The organism is Acinetobacter sp. YH12049 (genome assembly GCF_013419875.1).
In the GTDB taxonomy this organism is placed as follows: domain Bacteria; phylum Pseudomonadota; class Gammaproteobacteria; order Pseudomonadales; family Moraxellaceae; genus Acinetobacter; species Acinetobacter amyesii.
This window is the reverse complement of the sequence record NZ_VOZH01000001.1, coordinates 168,159-189,965: the sequence shown is the minus strand read 5'-3', so window position 1 is coordinate 189,965 and position 21,807 is coordinate 168,159. Positions and strand designations below refer to the sequence as shown.

18 protein-coding genes and 1 pseudogene are annotated in these 21,807 nt (G+C 40.7%); 17 read left to right on the top strand and 2 right to left on the bottom strand.

Going from position 1 to position 21,807, the window contains the following annotated elements; all coding sequences use genetic code 11:
• Positions 1-836 precede the first annotated feature (836 nt).
• The 15 genes and pseudogenes from FTU05_RS00845 (at position 837) to FTU05_RS00775 (ending at position 18,910) form a co-directional block, all read left to right on the top strand.
• Positions 837-1,106, top strand: coding sequence for a hypothetical protein (locus FTU05_RS00845; RefSeq protein ID WP_180040275.1), 270 nt, complete (start codon positions 837-839; stop codon positions 1,104-1,106).
• Positions 1,107-1,696: 590 nt separating this feature from the next.
• Complete coding sequence (locus FTU05_RS00840; protein ID WP_180106058.1) at positions 1,697-3,481, top strand: IucA/IucC family siderophore biosynthesis protein; 1,785 nt, start codon at positions 1,697-1,699, stop codon at positions 3,479-3,481.
• Positions 3,474-4,868, top strand: coding sequence for a lysine N(6)-hydroxylase/L-ornithine N(5)-oxygenase family protein (locus FTU05_RS00835; RefSeq protein ID WP_180163904.1), 1,395 nt, complete (start codon positions 3,474-3,476; stop codon positions 4,866-4,868). The genes FTU05_RS00840 and FTU05_RS00835 overlap by 8 nt, the downstream gene beginning before the upstream one ends.
• Before the next feature lie 232 nt (positions 4,869-5,100).
• Positions 5,101-6,765, top strand: a pseudogene (locus tag FTU05_RS00830) (IucA/IucC family siderophore biosynthesis protein); the annotation flags it as partial.
• Positions 6,766-6,819: 54 nt separating this feature from the next.
• Positions 6,820-7,452 (top strand): GNAT family N-acetyltransferase, encoded by a 633-nt coding sequence (locus FTU05_RS00825; protein WP_168378659.1) that lies wholly within the window; start codon positions 6,820-6,822, stop codon positions 7,450-7,452.
• On the top strand, positions 7,449-7,841 hold the full coding sequence (locus tag FTU05_RS00820) for a hypothetical protein (protein WP_180054873.1): 393 nt from the start codon (positions 7,449-7,451) through the stop codon (positions 7,839-7,841). Before FTU05_RS00825 ends, FTU05_RS00820 begins: the two co-directional genes overlap by 4 nt.
• Positions 7,817-9,088: an MFS transporter gene (locus FTU05_RS00815; protein ID WP_257222552.1), complete on the top strand. Its 1,272-nt coding sequence runs from the start codon at positions 7,817-7,819 to the stop codon at positions 9,086-9,088. Before FTU05_RS00820 ends, FTU05_RS00815 begins: the two co-directional genes overlap by 25 nt.
• A 15-nt stretch (positions 9,089-9,103) precedes the next feature.
• Positions 9,104-11,371 (top strand): TonB-dependent receptor, encoded by a 2,268-nt coding sequence (locus tag FTU05_RS00810; protein ID WP_180040291.1) that lies wholly within the window; start codon positions 9,104-9,106, stop codon positions 11,369-11,371.
• A gap of 111 nt (positions 11,372-11,482) precedes the next feature.
• Entirely contained in the window at positions 11,483-12,703 is a 1,221-nt protein-coding gene (locus tag FTU05_RS00805; protein WP_180026282.1) for an MFS transporter, read from the top strand.
• A 234-nt stretch (positions 12,704-12,937) separates the two neighbouring features.
• Positions 12,938-15,109 (top strand): bifunctional mannitol-1-phosphate dehydrogenase/phosphatase, encoded by a 2,172-nt coding sequence (gene mtlD / locus FTU05_RS00800; RefSeq protein WP_180106054.1) that lies wholly within the window; start codon positions 12,938-12,940, stop codon positions 15,107-15,109.
• A 192-nt stretch (positions 15,110-15,301) separates the two neighbouring features.
• The gene (locus tag FTU05_RS00795) at positions 15,302-15,976 is read left to right on the top strand and encodes a 2'-5' RNA ligase family protein (protein WP_180106053.1); all 675 of its coding nucleotides are present in this window, start codon (positions 15,302-15,304) and stop codon (positions 15,974-15,976) included.
• The gene (gene cobU / locus FTU05_RS00790) at positions 15,973-16,494 is read left to right on the top strand and encodes a bifunctional adenosylcobinamide kinase/adenosylcobinamide-phosphate guanylyltransferase (protein WP_180106052.1); all 522 of its coding nucleotides are present in this window, start codon (positions 15,973-15,975) and stop codon (positions 16,492-16,494) included. Before FTU05_RS00795 ends, cobU begins: the two co-directional genes overlap by 4 nt.
• On the top strand, positions 16,491-17,543 hold the full coding sequence (gene cobT, locus FTU05_RS00785; RefSeq protein ID WP_180106051.1) for a nicotinate-nucleotide--dimethylbenzimidazole phosphoribosyltransferase: 1,053 nt from the start codon (positions 16,491-16,493) through the stop codon (positions 17,541-17,543). Before cobU ends, cobT begins: the two co-directional genes overlap by 4 nt.
• Positions 17,544-18,167 (top strand): histidine phosphatase family protein, encoded by a 624-nt coding sequence (locus FTU05_RS00780; protein ID WP_180106050.1) that lies wholly within the window; start codon positions 17,544-17,546, stop codon positions 18,165-18,167.
• The gene (locus FTU05_RS00775) at positions 18,164-18,910 is read left to right on the top strand and encodes an adenosylcobinamide-GDP ribazoletransferase (protein ID WP_180106049.1); all 747 of its coding nucleotides are present in this window, start codon (positions 18,164-18,166) and stop codon (positions 18,908-18,910) included. The genes FTU05_RS00780 and FTU05_RS00775 overlap by 4 nt, the downstream gene beginning before the upstream one ends.
• Positions 18,911-18,976: 66 nt before the next feature.
• Here FTU05_RS00775 and FTU05_RS00770 read toward each other — a convergent pair whose 3' ends face one another.
• Together FTU05_RS00770 and FTU05_RS00765 are read right to left on the bottom strand one after the other, a co-directional pair.
• Positions 18,977-19,687, bottom strand: a complete 711-nt coding sequence (locus FTU05_RS00770; protein ID WP_171262654.1) for an LrgB family protein — start codon at positions 19,685-19,687, stop codon at positions 18,977-18,979.
• A complete protein-coding gene (locus FTU05_RS00765; RefSeq protein ID WP_180106048.1) occupies positions 19,684-20,136 on the bottom strand; it encodes a CidA/LrgA family protein in 453 nt (150 codons plus the stop codon). Before FTU05_RS00765 ends, FTU05_RS00770 begins: the two co-directional genes overlap by 4 nt.
• A gap of 97 nt (positions 20,137-20,233) precedes the next feature.
• Here FTU05_RS00765 and FTU05_RS00760 point away from each other — a divergent pair, with 97 nt between their 5' ends.
• Both FTU05_RS00760 and FTU05_RS00755 read left to right on the top strand, forming a co-directional pair.
• Positions 20,234-21,133: a LysR family transcriptional regulator gene (locus tag FTU05_RS00760; protein WP_168378649.1), complete on the top strand. Its 900-nt coding sequence runs from the start codon at positions 20,234-20,236 to the stop codon at positions 21,131-21,133.
• Positions 21,134-21,281: 148 nt separating this feature from the next.
• Positions 21,282-21,761: a helix-turn-helix domain-containing protein gene (locus FTU05_RS00755; protein WP_180106047.1), complete on the top strand. Its 480-nt coding sequence runs from the start codon at positions 21,282-21,284 to the stop codon at positions 21,759-21,761.
• Positions 21,762-21,807 lie beyond the last annotated feature (46 nt).

The following is a 21,807-nucleotide window of genomic DNA, read 5'->3' as shown; positions in this document are numbered from 1 at the left end:
GCAAGTAACTTGGACCAGTGTTGATCATTTAGCATTGTTCGAGGCATAGCGAGTGTAAAATTGGGTTTGGCGATTTAATTTTACTATCTCGCTATTTTTTTAATCAACAAATGTCAACAGACCCTAAAAATCAGGTTGAAAATAAAGAGAAGGATAAATGTAATAAAGACAAATATAAATTTTATCATCACTTCATATAAATTATTTTGGTAGACAGTATGTACCAAAGCAGCGAGTAAAAGTATTAAGAAGCCTACTACTAGCCCTGACAAACCGTTTACCCATCCATACATTAGATAGTCTTGAATAGATATGCCAAGTGAAACTTAATTAAATCCGTAGTAGCTGATTAAACCATCGTAGTAAAAGTAACCGCAAACAAATAAATAAATAGTAAATATTGTTGTAAAGAGGGCTATATCAAAACTGAAGTTAAATTACATATGTAATGTTTCTTGAATCCGCTTATATGCTTTTTTAAGTGCTTAGGTGAATAGTATTAAAGCAAAGTTAGAAGTGCAAATTGAGAATTAGACCTTGATCAGGGTATCTAAGATGTTTCTGCAATAGTGGACGAAATTGTCTTAATTCAGTAAGTACAAAATGCTCGCCAAAATGTGGGCTTATTTTTAGCTTTGAATAACGAAAATCCATGAAGTTGCAGAAGCAAAATTTAGTAAAACTTCATGTTTAGAGGCTCATTCATTAATAGTGCTTAATTATATTTAAATGTAAAAATACCTATAAAAAATAGGTATTTAAAATCCGACTAGAACAGTTGTATTTTAATTTAAAAGCTGTAATTTGAAAGAGCGATCTAATAAAGAGACAACAAAATGCCTTATTCAAATATTAAAGCGATTATTGAGCAAATCTATAATTTTGTATTAGAAAAACATGGTTTAGCGTCTAAAAGTCGATTTATGCAGTTATCGATTTTCTTTAAAGAATTACATGAAGGGGATGAGTCAAAATTTACCGCAGATAGGTCTTTTTATTACAAAGGAATATTTAACAACAGAGAAAAAAGTGTATTTGCGAATGCTGCGCCAGACTTTTTTGATAAGCACAAGTTTTTGGATTGGGTTGTTAAATCAATTGATTGATTTCAACCCAATCGTTTGAGTACATATTCATCATTCATGCTGTATAGCCAGTCTGAATAGAGGATATGGATCAGAAATCAGTAGGTGTTTGTTATGAAATACATGCTTATAGTCAATAAAGATGCATGATCAGTATGATGCCAGTAAAGTCTTCAATGATTAAAATTTAACTGCACATTTCGTTCTTTGATTTAAATAAAAGCTTGGTTCAAAGCAGAATATAAAAACCCATGTAAAAGACATGGGTTTTTAGTTTAAGTTGCACAATGTGATAATTTGGCTAAAAAATAAGCAATTCGATTCATTTGTTCTATGCTAAATGAGAAAATTATCATTTAGTTCCATTTCAGAAAATTGTATAAATAAAAACAGAAAAGTTCATATCAAAAAAATTAATTTTTAAATACATAGAGATAAGACCAAATTTGCAATCCTGTAGCAAATCTTCACAAAAATGCAATTATTAATAATAATGATTATCATTAACATAGTTTCACGCTGGCCAGCGTACTAAGCATGACTTGCACAGTTAAAGAAACATAATTACATGACAAAGCTTGGAAAAGCTTAAAAATAGAGGATATGGTCAGATGAAAGAGCTTGCTAATCGCTTGGCGATGCAGCATCTTGTCAATGCATACTCACAAGAAACCGGTAAAGGTATTTTGCTGGAAAAGTATCAACAGAATTCATCACAATTGACGTTTAGCCAAGGCTTGACGTTGTTATGCATCCCTTTAGATTGCATTCAATCACAGTTATTTGTACCACTATCTTATGTCAGCCTTGTTGGTAGACATCGTCTTGCAGATCTCCCATACGTTTTTAATAAAGGACAGAAACTGTCATTTAGTATCACCGCGATCGCGAGTTTATTGCTTGAACAGCTCGTACAAGAGTCAGGTCATACACTGGATGCTTCATCATTATTAGAGCGTTGGATCGAAAGTCGTGAAGCGCTTACACAATTTTTGACACTACGTGAACATGATTTAGAGGCCTTGGTCCAAGCGGAACAAAGTTTCATTGAATCGGAACAAGCTTTAATTTTAGGGCACAGCATGCATCCTGCACCGAAAAGTCGGGTCGGTTTTGTGCATGAAGATTGGGAAAGGTATTCGCCAGAAGCCAAAGGTCTCAGCCAACTGCATTATTGGTTGGTGGCTCCAGAATATATTCAAGAAGGTTCAGCTTTAGATCAAGCTGTATCAGCGCAATTGAAAAGCGAATTGCAATGGCATTTATCAGAAACAGATCAAGCACTACTGAATGCTTATTCGCATTATAAGTTATTGCCTTTGCATCCTTGGCAAGCACGTTATTTACAGTCAAAAGCATGGTTTAAAAGTTTAAAAACCAAATTAAAAATTATCGATTTTGGCGAGAAAGGTTGGGCATTTTCCCCAACAACTTCGGTACGCACTATGGCAAGTTTTGCAGCGCCGTGGATGTTGAAACCATCACTTTCCGTGATGATCACCAATTCAATCCGAGTCAATCTTGCCAAAGAATGTCACCGTGGCGAAATGACCCATCGACTTTGGCATTCAAGCCTCGGTGAACATATTTTACAACAATGCCCAACGCTCAAAGCGGTGAATGATCCTGCTTGGATGGCATTGAGCATAGATGATGAAATCGTCGATGAAACTATTTGCATCTTCCGTGATCAGCCTTTTAGTGAAAAGCAGCAGGTGTGTTGTATTGCGTCATTGTGCCAAGATCATCCTGCACAGCCGAAAAGCCGTTTTAATGCCTTATTTGAACAAATCGCAAAACAACAACCTGAACTTGATCAAAGCGCCATTGCGATCAATTGGTTTAAACAATTCTTAGCTATCAGTCTAAAACCATTAATGTATTTGTACCATCAATACGGAATGGCCTTTGAATCACATCAGCAAAATGTCTTACTTGAGCTGGAACATGCAATGCCTAAATATCTATGGCTGCGTGACAATCAAGGCTTTTACTATATCGAAGAACTTGCAGGTGAGGTCTTAAGCGCATTTCCAGAGTTGCAAGAAAAAGCGCATGCCGTGGGTTCTAAAGCCTTTGTCGATGAGCGCTTTAGCTATTATTTCTTTGGTAATACTTTATTCGGCATCATCAATGCAATTGGTGCAACTGGATATGTCACAGAGCAAGTGTTGATATCGATATTGCAAAATGAACTGTTGGACTTACATCAGGCTTATCCAGAGAGTTCATTGATTCATTCATTACTGTATCAGCCGACCTTGCCGTATAAGGGCAATCTGTTGACACGCTTGTATGAGCTGGATGAATTGATTGCCCCAGTCGATCAGCAATCGGTTTATGTACCGTTGCCAAATCCTTTATGTGTGGAACAGAAGGATGTGCAATATGCTTGATTTTATTGGGATAGGCTTAGGGCCATTTAACCTTAGTTTGGCGAGTTTGCTACATAAGCAAAATCATTTGCAGTATCAATTTTTTGAAAAGAAACCACAGTTTGACTGGCATGCGGGTATGCAATTGCCCAATACCGTGCTGCAAGTGCCGTTTATGGCCGATCTGGTTTCCATGGTCGATCCAACCAGTCCTTTTAGTTTTTTAAACTATTTAAAGACACAGCAACGATTATATAAATTCTATTTTTTAGAACAAGCACAGATTCCTAGACGTGAATATAACCATTATTGTCAGTGGGTTGCAGACCAACTAGAGCATATTCAATATCAATCAACCGTAAAAGCCATTTATGCCCAAGAGCAAGGCTTTGAAGTCATGGTTGAGCAAGATGGACGTTTTAGACGTTATCAATGCCGAAATCTGGTCATTGGTTCGGGTAATGTTCCGTATTTACCACAGTGTCTAAAAGACATACAACAGCAAAATCCTGAGCGCTGCTTACATTCTGCAAATTATTGCAATGCAGCGTTAAATCACTTGAAAGGTAATGTGGTTGTACTGGGATCAGGCCAGTCTTCGGCAGAAGTCTTTATGGATCTGTTTGATCGTCAATATTTGCAGGATCAGACGACAACAGCGCAGTTTAAATTGCATTGGCTGACCCGTTCTAATGGGTTTTTCCCGATGGAATATGCGCCGCTGGGTTTGGAGCATTTTAGTCCAGATTATACCGCGCATTTTTATCAACTGAGCCCTGAAAATAAAGCCAAACAATTGATGCAACAAGGCTTGTTATATAAGGGCATCAGTGCAAAAACCATCCGTGATATTTACCAAAAACTGTATCACCGGAGCATTGGTCAAAATATTCAACAGACGCATTTACATGCTCAGGTGGGTTTGGTCGATGCCGAGCCTCATGGTGCGGGCATCCGTTTGCAGTTTCAGCATAAAGTCACGGCAGAACAATTCTATCTGGATGCCGACTTTGTCGTGGCTTCAATGGGATATCACAGTCCAGAGTGGCAATATCTCAAATATCTAAAACCACTGATTCAATGTGATGAATTCGGTCGCTGGAAAATCAGTCAGGACTACCGCGTACAGCATGACACTGTTGGGGAGATCTTTGTTCAAAATCAGGAAATGCACAGTCACGGTGTCGGGACTCCTGATTTAGGGTTGGGTGCTCACCGTGCAGCGATCATTGCCAATCAATTATTGGGTTTTAACTTATACGATTTGGGTGATCAAGCGCAAAGTTTCCAACATTTTTCACCCAGTGAAAATGCTGAAATGCACAGTATGGGCATTGTGAAGAAATCAGCACCAAACAATATCCAAAGACCATTTTCCGTAAAAAAACCATTGCTAACTACGCAATGAACCGCAATACGACCATGCCGAATAAGCAAGAACAGAATGCGGTTAAACTCGAGAAATTATAATGACATTTGCAAAATTACAGATAAATCAAACGCAGTGGCGCCGTGCAGGGCAAAGACTGATTGAAATGGCGATTGCTGAATTTTTATATGAAGAAATTATTCAGATTCAGCCAGTGGAAAATAATACTTGGCAACTCAAAATGGATGATAAAACGTATCAATTTGAAGCGACGCAGTTTCTACTTGGGCATTGGCGTATTGTTGAAGGGAGTGTTCGAGATTTAGGTGATTCGACAGCACAGCCCGCATGGAATCTGCATGAATTTATTCGTGCCTTTTCAAATCAAGCTGAAGTGAAACCTTTTACCAAGGCTTATTTGATTAAAGAAATGAACAATACATGGTTGGCTGAAGCACATGTTTTTGATGAACAGAGATTGCTAAGTCAGGCTGTGCTGTCAGCACCGCACTATCAAATTGAAGGCATGTTGCGTGGACACCCATGGCTCATTATGAGTAAAGGCCGTATGGGTTTTGGCTATGATGATTATTTAAGCTCAGCACCAGAGGTCTCTCCAACAGTCAAAGTCTTGTGGTTAGCTGTTCATCGTGATTTAGCTGAGTTTCGTTCGACCGAGGCTTGGGATGCGCAAAGCTTATATCGCCATGAGTTGAACTCTGCCCAATTACACGATTTTCAACAGCAATTAGCGGACAATGCCTTAGATGCTGCTGAGTATTTCTTTATTCCTGTACATGCATGGCAGTGGCATCAGTGGTTAATCCCGACCTATGCCAATGAAATCGTCGATCAGCGCATTGTAGAGCTGGACATTGGACAAGATGATTATGTGCCAATGCAATCAATTCGTACCTTATGCAATACCAGTCATCCTGAACGGCATTATGTGAAGTTACCCGTCAGTATCTTTAATACGGCGGTCTATAGAGGTCTGCCTTCAAAACGAAATTTGGCTGCACCTGCGGTGACCGCTTGGCTGAAGGACATTCAACATCAAGATGTAGACCTGCAAAAAACACAGGTAGTATTTTTGGGCGAAGTTGCAAGTTTAACTTTGCAACAGCCATGTTTTGATCAGATAGACGGTGCGCCTTACCAATTTAAAGAATTGTTTGGTTGCTTATGGCGTGAAAGTGTAGAGCCTTACATCGGTGAACATCAGTTAGCGCTTTCCCAAGCAGCATTGTTGCATCGAGATCTAAATGGTCAGTCTATTTTATCCGTGTTGATTCAGGCTTCAGGTTTGACGCCTTTGCAATGGTTGAAGCGTTTTGCCGAAGTTTGTGTAACACCGTTACTGATTTGCTTATACAAATATGGTTTGGCTTTTTCTCCACACGGTGAAAACACCATGTTGATCCATGAAAATGGTTTACCGAAAAAAATGGTGCTGAAGGACTTTATTGATGATGTCAATTTAGTTGATGAAGATTTTCCAGAACTCGAAAATTTACCACCTGAAGGGCAAATTTTACTGCGTCATCCTGCTGAAGAACTTAGTCACTTTATCTTTACAGGTTTGTTCATGGTGCATTACCGCTATATCTCTAATGTCTTCCTTGAAGATTATCCACAGCATACAGAACTTGAGTTTTGGCAAACCATCTCCACCGTGATTGACGAATTTCATCAGGCACATCCTGAATTGGCAGATCGTATTGAAAAATTCAGTATGTTCCGTCCACGTTTCGAGAAAATTTGTCTGAACCGTGTTCGACTGTTTACCACCAGTTATAACGACGAAGCAGAACGACCAGTACCTGTATTTTTAGATCCTATTGCAAACCCTGTGAGTCCAAGCACTTTAAATCAGTGGGCGAAACAACAGCATACCGCCGAACAGAAAACGACAACTAATCGTATTGCGTCATAAACAGATTTTTGAGCTAAGAACAGAAAAGATTAAACAAATTTAAAGGACGACATCATGACAACGTTATCACGACAACTACCTGATTTTTATGAATACCATGAGAATGAGACGCAATACTACTTACGACAAATGCAATATCCAGAAGATATGGCTTTGGTTCATAAATGGATGCATGAACCGCATGTTATTCCACAGTGGCAGCTCAATAAGTCAGAAACTGAACTAAAAGTGTATTACGAAAAAATGCTGGCAGATGATCATCACCGAATTTTGATTGTGGGGGTAAATGGTGAAGATGTGGGCTACACAGAGATCTACGAAGGAAAACGGGATCGATTAGGTTTGTACTACGACGGTGATGAGCTTGATCTAGGTTGGCATTTGTTATTTGGTGAAAAGTCCGTTTTTGGTAAAGGCTATTTACGTCCCGTCATGCGTTTATTGAGTTTTTATATCTTTGAAAATGCTGCATCAGCCAAGATTGTGGGAGAGCCTGATCATAGTGTGAAGCCTTATGCCGTCGTAGTTGAAGACATGTGCTATGAAGCGCAGCGCCTAATCCCAATGCCTGAAAAGACCGCCATGTTGTATTACTGCTTTAGAGAAACATTTTATTCAAAATTTGGTCATTACTTAAACGACTCCAAGGCATTTCAGCATCAGCAACTAGCTAAGGCGGTGTCATGAGTTATCGCTGCACCCACATGCACATACTGGACATGCGCTTTTCAGCGCATGTTTCAGTGGAAGAGTTTGAACAATGGTTGACTCAAGTTGAGCGCTTTTTTCTGAAAAGTCAGCCCTTTGTTTTGGTTATGCAAACGGCTGAGGGAACGACTTTTCCTGAAGAATATCGGCAAATACAGGCCGTTTGGTACAAGAAGTTTAAACATCTCTTTTTTCAATATTGTTTGGGTCTGGTGCGTATTGCGCAAGATCCAGATGACTTCAAACGTTTAAATACACCCGCGCTGCATGCAGCGTGGAGTGTGCCTTATTACGTTTCATTAGAACAGTCTGATGCGCTGCAATGGGCAGTGCAGAGGTGGATATGCAACAACACTCAAGAAAATTAAATCATGCAATTTCACCATCTCAAATTTCAGTCCTGAGCTTGAGCGTCGTGATCATTTTGTACTTAGCACATGCATTGCCTTTGTATTTTTACAATGTGGCTTTGCCTGCCATTTTACGACATCAAGGGGTAGATTTACGCTGGATCGGCATGTTATCGCTGCTTTACATTCCATGGGTATTCAAGTTTTTTTGGGCGCCTTGGATCGATCAGCTCTATGTCAAAAAACTCGGTAAACGCAAAACATGGCTGTTGTTTACGCAAATCGCATTGGTACTGGGGGTACTGGTTTTAGCCTTTACGCAGTTTTCTTATGGGTTGACTTTATTTGTCATCATTGGTTTATGGATTTCAACGTTTGCGGCAACGCAAGATATTGCGATTGATGGTTATACCGTAGAGAAATTTACCGAAGGCAATTACCGTTTGGGCAGTATGGCACAAAGTATTGGGGTGGCCGTCGGGAGCATGCTCGGTGGCGCTGCGACTTTATGGATTTACCAATATTGGGGTTGGCAGTCAGCGCTCACAGCTTTAGCGCTGCTGACATTTTTAACCATGTTTGCTGTGTTTTTTATTCAAGAAGAACCACAAACTCAAATTGCCAAAGCCAAACCAAGCCTACGACAAGCGTTTAAACGACCTGCGATTCGTTGGGCCTTGCTGCTCATCGTTTGTTATCGCGTGGTGGAAGCACCCGCTATGGCAATGCTGAATCCCATGTTGATCGATCAAAAATGGTCACTGTCTCAGATCGGGGTGTTGATGTCTGTGGTCGGTGCCGGTGTCGGTCTGATTGCAGCTGTTAGTGCAGCTGTATTGCTGAAAAAAATCAAAGCGACGCAATTGTTGGTCTGGGCAGGATGGTTACGTACATTGCTATATGCCGTCATTGGGGCAGCCGTTGTATTGGAGTGGTTGAATCAATGGCATCTGCTTTTAGGTCTATTTGTCGTGTTGATGCTAGCCATTCGTTATATCGCCATGACATCACTCTATGCCTATTTCATGCAGACCAGTTCTAAAGAACAGGCAGGTACCGATTTCACCATATTAGTTTGCTTTGAATTGCTCGTCTACTTTATTGGCGGCGCATTTTCAGGCTTTCTCGCAAAATCATTAGGCTATGGACATTTTTACTTGGTATTGGCAATTGGCTCAGTAATCAGCGTCTTAATTAGTCAGCGCATTGTTTTAAAAACACAAAATTTTAAAACTCAAACACTTCCGACTCAATCGGAACTCTAAGAAATGGAAAAGAATATGAAACGTTTAGCTCTACCGATGCAACTGACGTGTCTCAGCCTTGCAATTTGCACTCAGCTTTATGCACAAGACGTCACAACGGACACAGCACAAAATACTGCAGTTGAAACACAAACTGCAGTAGCTACTAAAATGGCACCGATTGTTGTGACGGCAACTCGTTCTGCGAAAAGCATTGCAGATATTGCGGGTACGGTGTACAGCATTCCTAAAGAAGAAATTGAAAAACAAGCCAATGCAGGTAAAAGCACAGCTGATATTGTTGGTTTATTGGTGCCATCACTGACTCCATCGAGTGGTACAACGTCTAACTATGGGATGACCATGCGTGGACGTGTGGTGCAATACATGATCGATGGTGTGCCGCAAACGGGATATCGTGATGGATCTCGACAACTGGCGAGTATTAGCCCGTCGATGATTGAACGAATTGAAGTGGTCTCTGGCGCAAGTAGTATTTATGGTTCAGGTGCGACAGGCGGTATTATCAATATCATCACCAAACGAGGTGGATCTGAACCGCTGAGTTTTGAAACGAAAGTCGGTGTTACTTCTGGTAATAACTTTAAGTCTGATGCTCTGGCTTATGAAGCTGCACAAACCATGAACTTTAATCAAGGCAATTTACGCGGAACTTTAGGTGCAAGCTATACCAAACGTGGTGAAATACAAGATAGTCATGGCAACCGTATTGGACCTGAAATTGCACAAACAGACCGTCAAGATACCGACACTTTAGATCTAAATGGTCGTGTCAGTTGGAAAATTGCCGATGGTCAAACGCTGAGTTTTGGCGCGCAATATTATAATGATGAGCAAGATAGTGACTATGGCCCTGACTATGGTCCAAATTTAAATGCGCTGCGCTCACAGCCCGTGGGTGGCAAGCTGCCGTTGTCATTAAATGCGGTAAAAGGCTTACAACTTGCTGAACAACCACAAACTGAACGTTATAGCGTCAATGCACAATATGAAAATCAAGATATTTTAGGCCACCGTCTAAACGCTGAAACCTATTATCGAAATGAAAAAGCACGGTGGTTCCCATCTGCACGTCAAATGGCACCTGAACTCTTCTTGGTGTATCAGTCAGAAACCGATATCGATGTTTTAGGCGCGCGTGTTGCTCTACAAAAAGATCTTAACTTAAATGGTCGTGAACTGGGTTTAACCTATGGTGTGGACTATGAAAATGAAAAAGATCAACAAAATATCCAAATGTATGACAGCGCAACGTTTATTCAAAGTAATGGTTTGAGTTATCAGCCGTTTAACTACTATGCCTTTGGCCCAGATGTTGAAACAGAAAAACTTGGCGTATTTGCCCAAGCGCAATATGAATTAACCGACCGACTTGGCTTACAAGCAGGCATTCGCCATGAACGTGTAGAAAGCGATGTCGATTCATCTGTGCCTTATATGGAAGCAATTACTGCAGATTTAACCCCAGGTTATGTGGCGAAAACACTGAATGGCGGCAAAGTAAAACATGATGCAACGCTGTTTAATGTTGGCGCGGTGTATCACTTAACAGATGCACAGCAAGTGTTTGCTAATTTCTCACAAGGTTCAAACTTGCCCGATGTGCAACGTATGCTGCGCGATGTGCCGGCAAATTCTGTGATTAATAGCCAAACCATTGACCCGATTAAAGTCAATAACTATGAACTCGGTTGGCGTGTACAAAATGCCGGTGGTTTAAATGCAGGAGTGACAGCTTTTTATAATGACTCAGATAAAAGCCTGAAATTTGGTGCGCCGAATTACACCATTGATGTTATTGATACCGATGAACGTATCTATGGTGTCGAAGCCAATGCCAGTTATGAAGTTCAACCAAATTGGACGGTTGGCGGCACAGTTGCATATACCACGGGCCAATTTAAAAATACCCAAGGTGACTGGCAAGAATTGGATGCCATTCGTGTGGCACCTTTAAAAGGAACAGCATTTTCAGAATGGCAGTTTGATAATGACATGAGCCTACGTGTTCAAGCTTTAGCGATTGGCGGTACAGACAAAGCCCAAAAAGATGCTATGAAATATGGATCTGCTCCAGCAGCGGCAATTAAAGGCTTTGCAACGATGGACGTGATTGCCAATGCAAAAGTAGGACCGGGTAATGTGGGCTTTGGTGTCTACAACGTGTGGAATACGGATTATAAGTCGGTGTACAGCCAGTCGGTTGAAACTGTCTATGGCCCAATTTCTAGCCTAGCTGCACAAGGTCGTACCTACGGTTTAAGTTATACAGTGAAATACTGATTTAAATCCTGAATCGTGTTTAAAGCACGGTATCGTGACTTACAAAATAGAGGTGGCTTAAGTCACCTCTATTGTTTATAACGTAGCCATTAAAAATGGATAACAAAAATAATGGATCGAAATAACAAACTGTTTATTGCTGCCAGTCTTGCCAATGGTGCAAGTTTCTCGATGATATTGCCGCTGTTGGCGCCATTGGTTCGTGAGTTAAAACTTACTGAGCTACAAGGTGGCGCGATGGTTTCCGTCGGTGCGCTGCTGATGGCTGTCGGTGCCATTTACATTTCAAAAAATCAATCTAAGTTTTCGATTTATCAACTCTTGAGTATCGGTTTTGTGGGCATGGCTGTGACATGGGGGCTATTTACAGCCGTGTTGATGTATGGCCTTACTGTTCATATAGGGATGTTGCTGCTATTTAGTTTATTAATGTTGTCACGCGCAGCGACTGGGGTATTTATGGCGATGCCACAGATTGCCTTGCAAACTTATGTGATGACCCGTTTTAGCAATGAGCAGCAGCGTTCACAAGCAATGTCAAAATTCGGTGCATTAAATAGTGCAGGCGTGATCATTGGTCCATTTCTAACAACCTTGCTGCTGGGCTTCGGTGGAATCATGACGCCGCTGTGGGCTGCAATCATTATTTTAGCGTTGATTTCTGTGGTCTTGGTGTTCAGCTTTGACCGACATACAGAACAGCATAGCGTTGAAAAGCCAGTGACAGCTAAGAATGAGATACCATCTACGGATTTGAGCATTCAGCAATGCTATCCATGGTTAATGTTGGGATTCAGTCTCTATCTTGCCATCGTGACCGTAAATTTAACGGCCGGGTTTTATATTCAAGACCGCTTTAATATGACTGCTGCAGAAGGCGCAGTGCATTTTGCAGAATGTTCTCTCGTCGTAGGTATTGCTTTGGTGATTATGCAAACGCTGATTTCTAAGTATTTAAATTGGTCCGTATATCGCTTACTGTGGGTTGGGCTGTTTAGCATGGCAGCAGCCTTGCTGATTTCGGTTTTCACCACTGAATTACAGATATTTCAAGCTACATATCTTTTATATGGTATATCGGTTGCATGTTTAATCCCTGCATTTACAACGGGTGCAGCGCAAACGGCGCCCAGTGCGTTACAGACTAAGGTGGCAAGTTGGTGTACAGCCACTCAGGCTTTGAGCTTTGTTGTCGGGCCACTGATTAGCACGGGTTTATACCAGTGGCACAAAGAATTTCCGTATTATTTTTTATTTTTAGTGATGCTTGGTCTGATCGTATTCTTTTTATTTCAAACCAAAATTCAAACCGTGAAGCGAGTAACTGAGTGAAATTGCAGTGAATTGTATATTTACAGCAATAGATCACTGTGTAGACCGTACCATCCTGACAACAGTGGGTTTTGATTACATGATGTTACTTGATTGGTGATTGATCTTACAAAATAGATGTTTAGAGCAAGCACTTTGATTAAAAAATAATCACAATTGTTTCATTAATTCTCAAAGTACTGAATCAATAGTTTTCTCCGTTATTCTTTTCACATAAAAAATAACGGAGGTTAAATGCTTAAATTTAATAATGATTTGGTTCTGGGCGCCATTTTTGATATGGATGGAACAATGTTTGATACTGAACGTTTACGGTTTCAAACATTGAAACAGGCATCTCTTGAATTGACCGGTGTTGAGTTTTCCGAATCTTATCTGATGAATTGTTTGGGGCTAAGTGCACAAAGCGCGCATCGATTGGCCCAAGCCGAATATGATGAAAATATTCCATACGCAGATATTCGCAAACGCGCAGATGAATTAGAGCTGGAGCATGTTCGCCAGTTTGGTGTACCGATCAAAAAAGGCTTGGTTCAAGTATTAGAACGCTTACGCAAGTCAGGACTGAGGATGGCCGTGGCAACATCGAGTCGCCGTGCAATCGCAGAAGAATATCTAATCAATGCCAATGTGTATAAGTTCTTTGATGTCTTAGTCTGTGGCGATGAAGTTGAAAATGGTAAGCCACATCCTGAAATATTTATGCGTGCTGCCGCAAAGCTGAATTTAAATCCTGCTGATTGTTTGATGTTTGAAGACTCGGAAAATGGTGTGACTTCGGCCTTTGACGCTGGCGGTATTACCGTACTGTTTAAAGATATTAAATCGCCCAATCAAAACATGCTGTCCAAAGCCAAATATTATTATGAATGTATGTATGACTGTTTGACGGAACTTGACCCGTTCACTGCGCATTTAGAGATGCCGCATGTGCAAGAGGCTTTTCCACAAACCCTTAATCAGCTCACTGTTGGTATTCATGGTTTTGGGGCGATTGGTGGTGGTTATTTAGCACAAATTTTGTCGCATTGGGATGGTTATACACGCCCGAAAAAAATTTATGCATCGACTCGTAACCCTTTATATCGCTCTGCGGTCAATGCATTTGGTACCTATTGTATTCGCTATGGTCAATTGTCTTATGACGAACGCATTGAAAACATGGCAGTCATTGATGCTGAAAATATTCAGCAGATGCAAGAGATGTACACAGAGTCAAGTTTGGTTGCCATCTGTTTGCCTGAAAAAGCGATTGCAGAAGAGGCCAAAACCATTGCACAAGGCCTGTATGCACGACATATTGCACATGATGAGAAAGCCATCGAACCTCTAACGATGCTGATCATTTTGAACAAAGTCGGAGCAAAACAATTATTAATGTCACATTTAAAACAGGCTTTAACTGAGCTTGCTGGAGCGGTTGTTGCAGAGAAAATCATGCAACAACACTATTTTTGCGATACCGTGGTCAACCGCATGGTATCTAAGTTGAGTGACCAAAATTTATATCGTCAGCTCCGTATAAAATATAATATTTTCAAACAATTTCAATTAGATGAAGTTGAAGTGGATGCTCAATTAGACTTAGAAGATGCGACGAAATTAAATCCTGATCAGGAGCGTCAAGCTACTTTATATGTTGAGGATATGCGACGCAATTTTCACCCAAGTCATATATTGCAAAGCATGGATTTAATTTTATTCAATGCTGAAGCTGACATGCCGATCTATGTGGAAAATAACAGTCCTTTGTTAGAAAAAATGCGTCAAATGATTTTGGTCGATCATATTGAAGATATCCAGTTAATTAAAAATCGCTTATGGAATGGCGTACATGCCATGTTGGCTTGGCAATCTGCACTGTTCAATCATCAAACCATAGGTGTGGCACTTGCAGATCATCGTGTTGATCAATTTATGCATGAACTCATTGACGAGGTGCAGGCTGGTTTAGCACTGCGCTTACCAAATCGTGCTTTTGATTTAACACGACTGGCAGAAAGCTTTATAAACTCTTGTGAACATGCGTATAAAGATCCATGTGCGCGCGTGGCACGAGATCCTTTACGCAAACTTGCATTTAATGAACGAGTGTTGGGCTCGTTGGCAACCAACTTAAAATGTGGACTGGATACAACACATCTACAGCAAGGGATTGTCTATGGTTTGATGTATGCCGTGAGTGTTAATCAATGTTCGATGGATCAGGCTATCAACTTTATCCAGTTGCAATTTTCAGAACTGAAAAAGACAAACGAGCTTGAACAACTGGAACGTATTGAACAGATTGAGGCCAATGTAATGATACAGTTGCAGCATTTTTCTGATCAGTTCACAGAGCAGTTTACATCTTGGAAAAACCATGCTGTAACGCAAGATCAGAAAGATACTGCGAAATTTGCCTAAAAATATAATGCTTATCTGTGCGCAATATATATTGAATCAAAATGCTGAGTATGACTCGGCATTTTTTTTCTTAAATAGAGGTCTTAGATGAATGAATTTCAGTTCTAACTGAATATTACTAAATCAAAATTGGGTAAAGTCTGTTTTGATTCATGCTTTAATAAAGCAGATTGAATTTAAAGTGATTTATCTGTGTTTCTAAAACCTTCAACGCAAGTCGTACCGACGCTCAATCAGGATTATCCCGATTGGCATCAAGGTCGTCAGCACTATGCTTTGTGGTATCTAGAAATACAGGATCCTAAATTATTGGAATATCTCACAGCACTTCGAGCGCAGTTTTCAGATCTTTTATACACGCCGAATACGCGCCAATTTCATATCACCGTGTTTATTTGTGGTTTTTTTGAAGAGCTGAATAAAACCCAATTAATCGATCATTCTGAACAACGATGGAATGATAATTTCTCAGCAGATGAGTTGGCACTGCATCAACAACAACTTCGACAGTTATCGCTATCTAATATTCGGCTACGTACAGGTCAGATCCATAGCTTTCAAAGCGCACTGTTTATTGAAATTTTGGATTTAGATCGTAAGTTTGATCATCTACGTCAAGCTTTCAATGTAAGCTCGAATGAAATTGCACCGATCGAATATTGTCCGCATATCACATTGGGCTTGTATAAACAGGCATGGAATAGCGATGATATTTTTGAAAGAATCCAACAAGTTGAACAGCACTGCTTTGATTTTGAAAGCGAGCAACTGACTTTTGGTCATTATCAGGCTCAAGTACTACAAGGGGCATTAAGTCCTTATTATCAACATCAGTTTAGACAAAATATAGAGATGGCACAGTCATGATTCATTTCATTTTGGGTGGGGCGCGTTCAGGTAAGAGTCGACTTGCAGAACAAAAAGCCAAAGAAAGTGCTCAAGCCGTCATCTATGTGGCGACAGCACAAGCCTATGATGATGAAATGCAGGAGCGAATTCAGCATCATCAAGCAGACCGACCTGAACATTGGGGGCTGATTGAAGAGCCTCTATATTTAGCCGATCGCTTAGTTGAAATAGACCAAGCTCATCAAACCATTCTTATCGATTGTTTAACGCTGTGGATGAGTAATTTATTGATGCATGAACAAGCAGACTTTCAACAGCAACAATGCCAAAAATTACTTAAGGTGCTGCCGACATTAAAGTCAGACATTATTTTAGTCAGTAACGAAACTGGACTAGGCGTTGTTCCCATGGGACAAATCAGTCGAAAATTCGTCGATGAATCTGGGCGCTTACATCAACAAATTGGTCAAATTGCTGACCATGTGGTGTTTTGTGTTGCAGGTTTTCCAATAATCTTAAAAGGAGATAAAGCATGAACTGGTGGCAAGAACCCTGTCAAAATCCGAGTATCGAAGCTAAGCAACAGGCGGTAAAACACCAGTTACAGCTAACTAAACCTACGGGCTCACTTTCAGAACTTGAAAATGTAGCGGTGCAACTTGCATCATTACAAAACACAGATCAGCCCAATATCGATTTCCCATGGATCACCATCTTTGCAGGTGATCATGGCGTGATGGAAGAAAATATTTCGGCCTATCCTCAAGCTGTCACACGCCAAATGCTACAAAACTTCACGACCGGTGGTGCATGTATTAGTGTCATTGCACGTGAGTATCAAGCCAAACTACAAGTGATTGACTGTGGTTCGGTAGGTGAAGCCTATGAATATGCAGGGGTAGAGCGCTACTGTATTGCAGCGGGTACAGCAAATTTTGCTAAAACTGTTGCGATGAGCGAATCACAATGTATTGAAGCGATGAATCTCGGCCGTAAAAGTGTTGAAGATGCTATCGCTGCAGGTGCGTCTATTTATGTCGCAGGGGAAATGGGCATTGGCAATACCTGTTCTGCTTCTGCTGTTGCATGTTTTTTATTTAATGAGCCGGCCGAAAAACTGACAGGTGTTGGTACAGGTATTCGTGCTGAACAATTGGCACATAAGAAACAAGTGATTGATCAGGCCTTGGCTTTACATCAGGACTATGTCGGCCAAGATGTCTTTAAAGCTCTATGTGCTGTAGGTGGTTTGGAAATTGCCGCGATGGTTGGAGCATACATTCGCTGTGCGCAATTGGGTTTGGCAATGGTCGTGGATGGATTTATTAGTACAGTTTCGGCCTTGGTTGCTATTCGTTTAAATCCTGCGGTGCGTGATTGGATGCTCTTTGGTCATCAATCGGCTGAATATGGGCACCAACGTTTACTTCAAGCCCTTGAAGCTGAACCACTCTTAAAGTTGAATTTACGTTTAGGTGAAGGCAGCGGTGCCGGTGCGGCCTTGGGTTTAATTCGTTTGGCATGTCGCTTACATAATAACATGGCGACTTTCGCACAAGCTGCTGTGATTGGTGAAAAAGTTTAAATGGAACATTTCCGTTTAGATATATTGCGTCATGGTGAGACTGAACTGAGCCATACCTTACGTGGCTCTACAGATGATGCTTTGACGCAAAAAGGTTGGCAGCAGATGCAGCAGACCATAGATGAAGCATTAGACGGTACGTATACATACGGTTTAGCGAGCTGGGATGTCATCATCACTTCTGACTTACAGCGTTGCCGTTTATTTGCTTTGGAACTGTCTCAACAGCTTGAACGTCCAATGTTTGAAAATGCGAAGTTTCAAGAAATGCATTTTGGTGACTGGGAAGCAGTATCAACCAAGCATATCTATGAAAACACCCCAGAGTTACTCGCACAGTTTTGGCAAAGTCCAAGTACATTTACGCCACCGAATGCAGAAAGTCTTCAGCAATTTCAACAACGGATATTAAGCGGTCTAGATGAGCTAGTTTTGCAGGCTCAACAGCATCATTGGGACCGCGTTTTATTGGTTTCCCATGGTGGTGTGATTAAATTATTAAAATGTATGGCACAGCAAAGTCATTTAGATGATTTATTAAAAATGACTGCCGAATTGGGACAATTAAATTCATTCATTGTGAAAAATCGTGCAAATATTCGTATTTTGGAGCAAAGTGAATGACACCTTTTTGGATTGCTCTCCAGTTTCTCACGACTTTCCCGATTCAACTCAAAGTGATGCCATCGAAACAGCAAAATGGACAGTCTTTGCTGTTTTATCCAGCGGTGGGATTGTTGATTGGCGGCATTCTTGCCTTGCTTGCTTTCACATTTCACAGCCTGCCGATCATCTTACTTAGCAGTATTTTGCTTGTGGTCTGGATTTGGCTCACAGGTGGTTTACATCTAGATGGTTTAGCAGATACGGCAGATGCGTGGGTCGGTGGCTTTGGTGATGCCGAGCGTACACTTAAAATCATGAAAGACCCTGCATGTGGGCCGATTGGTGTGTTGAGCCTCGTCGTGATTTGCTTACTCAAATGGTCGGCACTTTATGTTTTGCTACAACAGCAAATGTATTTGGCATTGATTGTATTTCTAATGTTGGGTCGTTTAGCCCCTTTATTTTTGTTTTTAACAACTCAGTATGTCCGTGAAAAAGGCTTAGGCTCATCGATAGCAGCAACTATTCCACGAAAGTCGGCATACATGATATTTACACTCTGCCTAAGTGCATGTTTGTATTTTAGCTGGCCTGGAGTTGTGAGTATATTTACGTTTATTTGTACTTTACTGTATTTACGATGGAAATTTATTCAGCGTATAGGTGGCGTGACGGGCGATACAATTGGTGCAGCGATTGAAATCACAGAGGTGTCGAGTCTTTTAGCGTTTGTCATAGCACTTCATTATGTAATTGCTTAGTTTTACAGTGAAATGACTTAACTCCTGATTTAAAAAAAGCCCAGCTAATGCACTGGGCTTTTTATTTTATCCTAATAGATAAATGACCAAATGAATAAGTGATGGCCCAAGTAATACCATAAATACTCCAGCAAGTACCATGCTCAGGCAGGCTGCAACACCTTCTTCTTTATGACGTGATAACGCCTTACTTGTACCAAATCCATGTGCAGCATTGCCAAGAGCCGCACCTTGCGCAAAGCGTGAATGCAATTTAAGCCCAGCCAAAACTAGGTCAGCCAAAGCCACGCCGGCAATCCCAGTAATCATGGTAAATAGAATCACCAATTCGACTGAACCCCCAATATTCGAGGTAAGTTCCATGGCAAAGGGGGTAGAAATGGAACGTGCCATTAAGCTATAAGACGTTTCTTGGTCAAACTGAAACAACTGTGCCAAATAAAAAGCACTGATAATTCCTGCTAACATGCCAATCACGATGCCCAAACTAATACTCAGCGCATGCTGACGGATAATTTGCCGATATTCATAGATGGGAATAGCAAAGGCCACAGTTGCCGGGCCGAGCATCCATACAATCCATTGGCTTTCTTGCATATAGGTGTCATATGAAATATGAAAGCAAAGCATGAGTATAATCAGCACAAACGGGACGAATAGTGCAGGGGAAAGAACCATATACGGTAACTTACGATGTAGCTTTTTCGCCAAAATATAACCGACAAGGGTCAGGACGAAAAACAATACAGAGATGCTGTTCAACCCAAAATCGTTCATAAGGTTTTTCCTGCTGTGTTGACATCATGATCTGTCGCAGTTTGGTGTTTCGCTTTAAGTTTTGCCTCGAGTTTAAAGCCCCAATAAACCGTAAATGCTGTAAACACCATGACACAGACGGTACCCAGTACCACGGCTAAAATTAACTGCCAGCCAGAGCTGAGTAATAAATCTTGATATTTAATTAATCCAACTACACAGGGGATAAAGAATAGAACCAGTTCAGCCAAAATAAAATCTGAGCCTTGTTTGATCCACTGCATTTTAAATAAACCACTCAACAATGCGGCTAAAAGGAGCAATAAACCAATCACGCCAGCAGAGATCGGCAAGTTAAACCAAGATTGAATGCAAGAGCCGATCCACCAGATCAATATCAATAAACTTAGCTGCGCTAAAGTCTTGAGAAACTGGGTAATTTTGGAAGAAGATTGTGGAAGCGTATCCATGAGACAACAGCAGAATAGGAGATGACGCTATTTTAAAAGTGCATACCCTGTATAATTATGAATAATTAATTATTAATTATGCTTATATGGAATAATAATGGACATTAAAAGCCTAAAAGTCTTTGTGACCATCGTACAAAAACAGAGTTTTAGTCATGCAGCAGAAGCGCTTTTTGTCACTCAGCCGACCATTAGTAAATTAATTCGTCAGTTAGAAGATGAGATCGGCGTGCCTTTATTTCATAAAGGAGAAGCAGGTCGAAAAAGGGAAGCACAGCTCACCTATATGGGAGAGCAGATTTATCAGCATGCCTTAGTGATTTTGAACGAACAACAACGGATGCTTGATACGGTCACACAAGTGCGCGCCTTAAAACAAGGTAAATTGACCCTCGGTTTACCACCATTGGCATCGGTGCTATTTAGTCAGTTAATTGCATTGTTTCATCGAAAATATCCGAATATTGAATTGAGCTTTTTTGAGGTTGGGGCGACGGGTATTGAAAGTGCCATTTTAAAAAAACAGGTCGATGTCGGAATTATTTTGGGGCACTTGAAACCGGTGCTGAGTGGTATTCCAGTGATGGAGTCACCTTTGTGCTTATTATCCAAAAAAAACTCACAATGGCGAAAGCGAAAAACCGTTTCGTTGATTGAATTAAAAGAAGAGTCCTTTTTATTATATGATGATACCTTCACACTCAATGACATCATCATACAGGCGGCAAATTACGTCGGATTTGAGCCCAATGTGGTATGTAAAAGCAGCCAGTGGGACTTCATCGCCAAAATGGTGGATTCAAATGTTGGGATTGCACTCCTGCCTAAAATTTATTGTGAACAACTTGATGCGGTAAAATACCATGTGGCTGAATTAGAAAATCCGAACTTAGACTGGAAACTCAGCATGGCCTGGAATACCACTGTTGCCATGAGTCCCGCAACGCGTGCATGGCTAGAAATCATTGAAGACAATAAAGACAAAATACATTTTTAGTTCATTCACAGATCAAGTCGATAAATAAATGATTGGAAATGAAGGTTGATTTACGATTTGTACATCAAAGATTATTGAAAAGGATTTTGCAAAATCAACATGCATGAATTAAATTGGGTGTTGGTCGTTATTTTTGATGGTTCATAAAATGAAATGGGATGATATTGGTCAACAACCGTGTTCAATCGCTCGTGCGCTTTCTGTGCTAGGGGACCGTTGGACCATGTTGATTATCCGTAATGCATTTATGGGCATCCGACGTTTTGATGATTTTCAACAAAATTTGGGTGTGACTCGACATGTGTTATCTGACCGCCTAAAGCGTTTGGTCGAAGAAGGTATTTTGACCAAAGTTGCTTATGTCGAGCGTCAGGAACGTTTTGAATATCGACTGACTCAAAAAGGCTTAGACTTGTATCCAATTCTTCTAGCCATGACGCATTGGGCCGATCAATATATGGATCAGGGCTTGGGATCACCTGTTGAATATGTCCATCAGACATGTGGTGAAAAGTTTAAACCCGTTTTAGTGTGCTCATGTTGTGCTGAACCGATCCAAGCCAAACAGGTCAAACCGATATTTACCCAAGCCTATTACATCGCTCTCAACCAATTAAAACCTGCCTAAGCTGTTTTATGGCTTTCTTCAAGATGCTGATTTGCATCTATTTAGC

Excerpts from the sequence above, each read along its gene's own strand:
- FTU05_RS00845 (WP_180040275.1), top strand. The coding sequence starts at position 837 with ATGCCTTATTCAAATATTAAAGCGATTATTGAGCAAATCTATAATTTT.
- FTU05_RS00840 (WP_180106058.1), top strand. The coding sequence starts at position 1,697 with ATGAAAGAGCTTGCTAATCGCTTGGCGATGCAGCATCTTGTCAATGCA.
- FTU05_RS00835 (WP_180163904.1), top strand. The coding sequence starts at position 3,474 with ATGCTTGATTTTATTGGGATAGGCTTAGGGCCATTTAACCTTAGTTTG.
- FTU05_RS00825 (WP_168378659.1), top strand. The coding sequence starts at position 6,820 with ATGACAACGTTATCACGACAACTACCTGATTTTTATGAATACCATGAG.
- FTU05_RS00820 (WP_180054873.1), top strand. The coding sequence starts at position 7,449 with ATGAGTTATCGCTGCACCCACATGCACATACTGGACATGCGCTTTTCA.
- FTU05_RS00815 (WP_257222552.1), top strand. The coding sequence starts at position 7,817 with ATGCAACAACACTCAAGAAAATTAAATCATGCAATTTCACCATCTCAA.
- FTU05_RS00810 (WP_180040291.1), top strand. The coding sequence starts at position 9,104 with ATGAAACGTTTAGCTCTACCGATGCAACTGACGTGTCTCAGCCTTGCA.
- FTU05_RS00805 (WP_180026282.1), top strand. The coding sequence starts at position 11,483 with ATGGATCGAAATAACAAACTGTTTATTGCTGCCAGTCTTGCCAATGGT.
- mtlD (WP_180106054.1), top strand. The coding sequence starts at position 12,938 with ATGCTTAAATTTAATAATGATTTGGTTCTGGGCGCCATTTTTGATATG.
- cobU (WP_180106052.1), top strand. The coding sequence starts at position 15,973 with ATGATTCATTTCATTTTGGGTGGGGCGCGTTCAGGTAAGAGTCGACTT.
- cobT (WP_180106051.1), top strand. The coding sequence starts at position 16,491 with ATGAACTGGTGGCAAGAACCCTGTCAAAATCCGAGTATCGAAGCTAAG.
- FTU05_RS00780 (WP_180106050.1), top strand. The coding sequence starts at position 17,544 with ATGGAACATTTCCGTTTAGATATATTGCGTCATGGTGAGACTGAACTG.
- FTU05_RS00775 (WP_180106049.1), top strand. The coding sequence starts at position 18,164 with ATGACACCTTTTTGGATTGCTCTCCAGTTTCTCACGACTTTCCCGATT.
- FTU05_RS00770 (WP_171262654.1), bottom strand. The coding sequence starts at position 19,687 with ATGAACGATTTTGGGTTGAACAGCATCTCTGTATTGTTTTTCGTCCTG.
- FTU05_RS00765 (WP_180106048.1), bottom strand. The coding sequence starts at position 20,136 with ATGGATACGCTTCCACAATCTTCTTCCAAAATTACCCAGTTTCTCAAG.
- FTU05_RS00760 (WP_168378649.1), top strand. The coding sequence starts at position 20,234 with ATGGACATTAAAAGCCTAAAAGTCTTTGTGACCATCGTACAAAAACAG.
- FTU05_RS00755 (WP_180106047.1), top strand. The coding sequence starts at position 21,282 with ATGAAATGGGATGATATTGGTCAACAACCGTGTTCAATCGCTCGTGCG.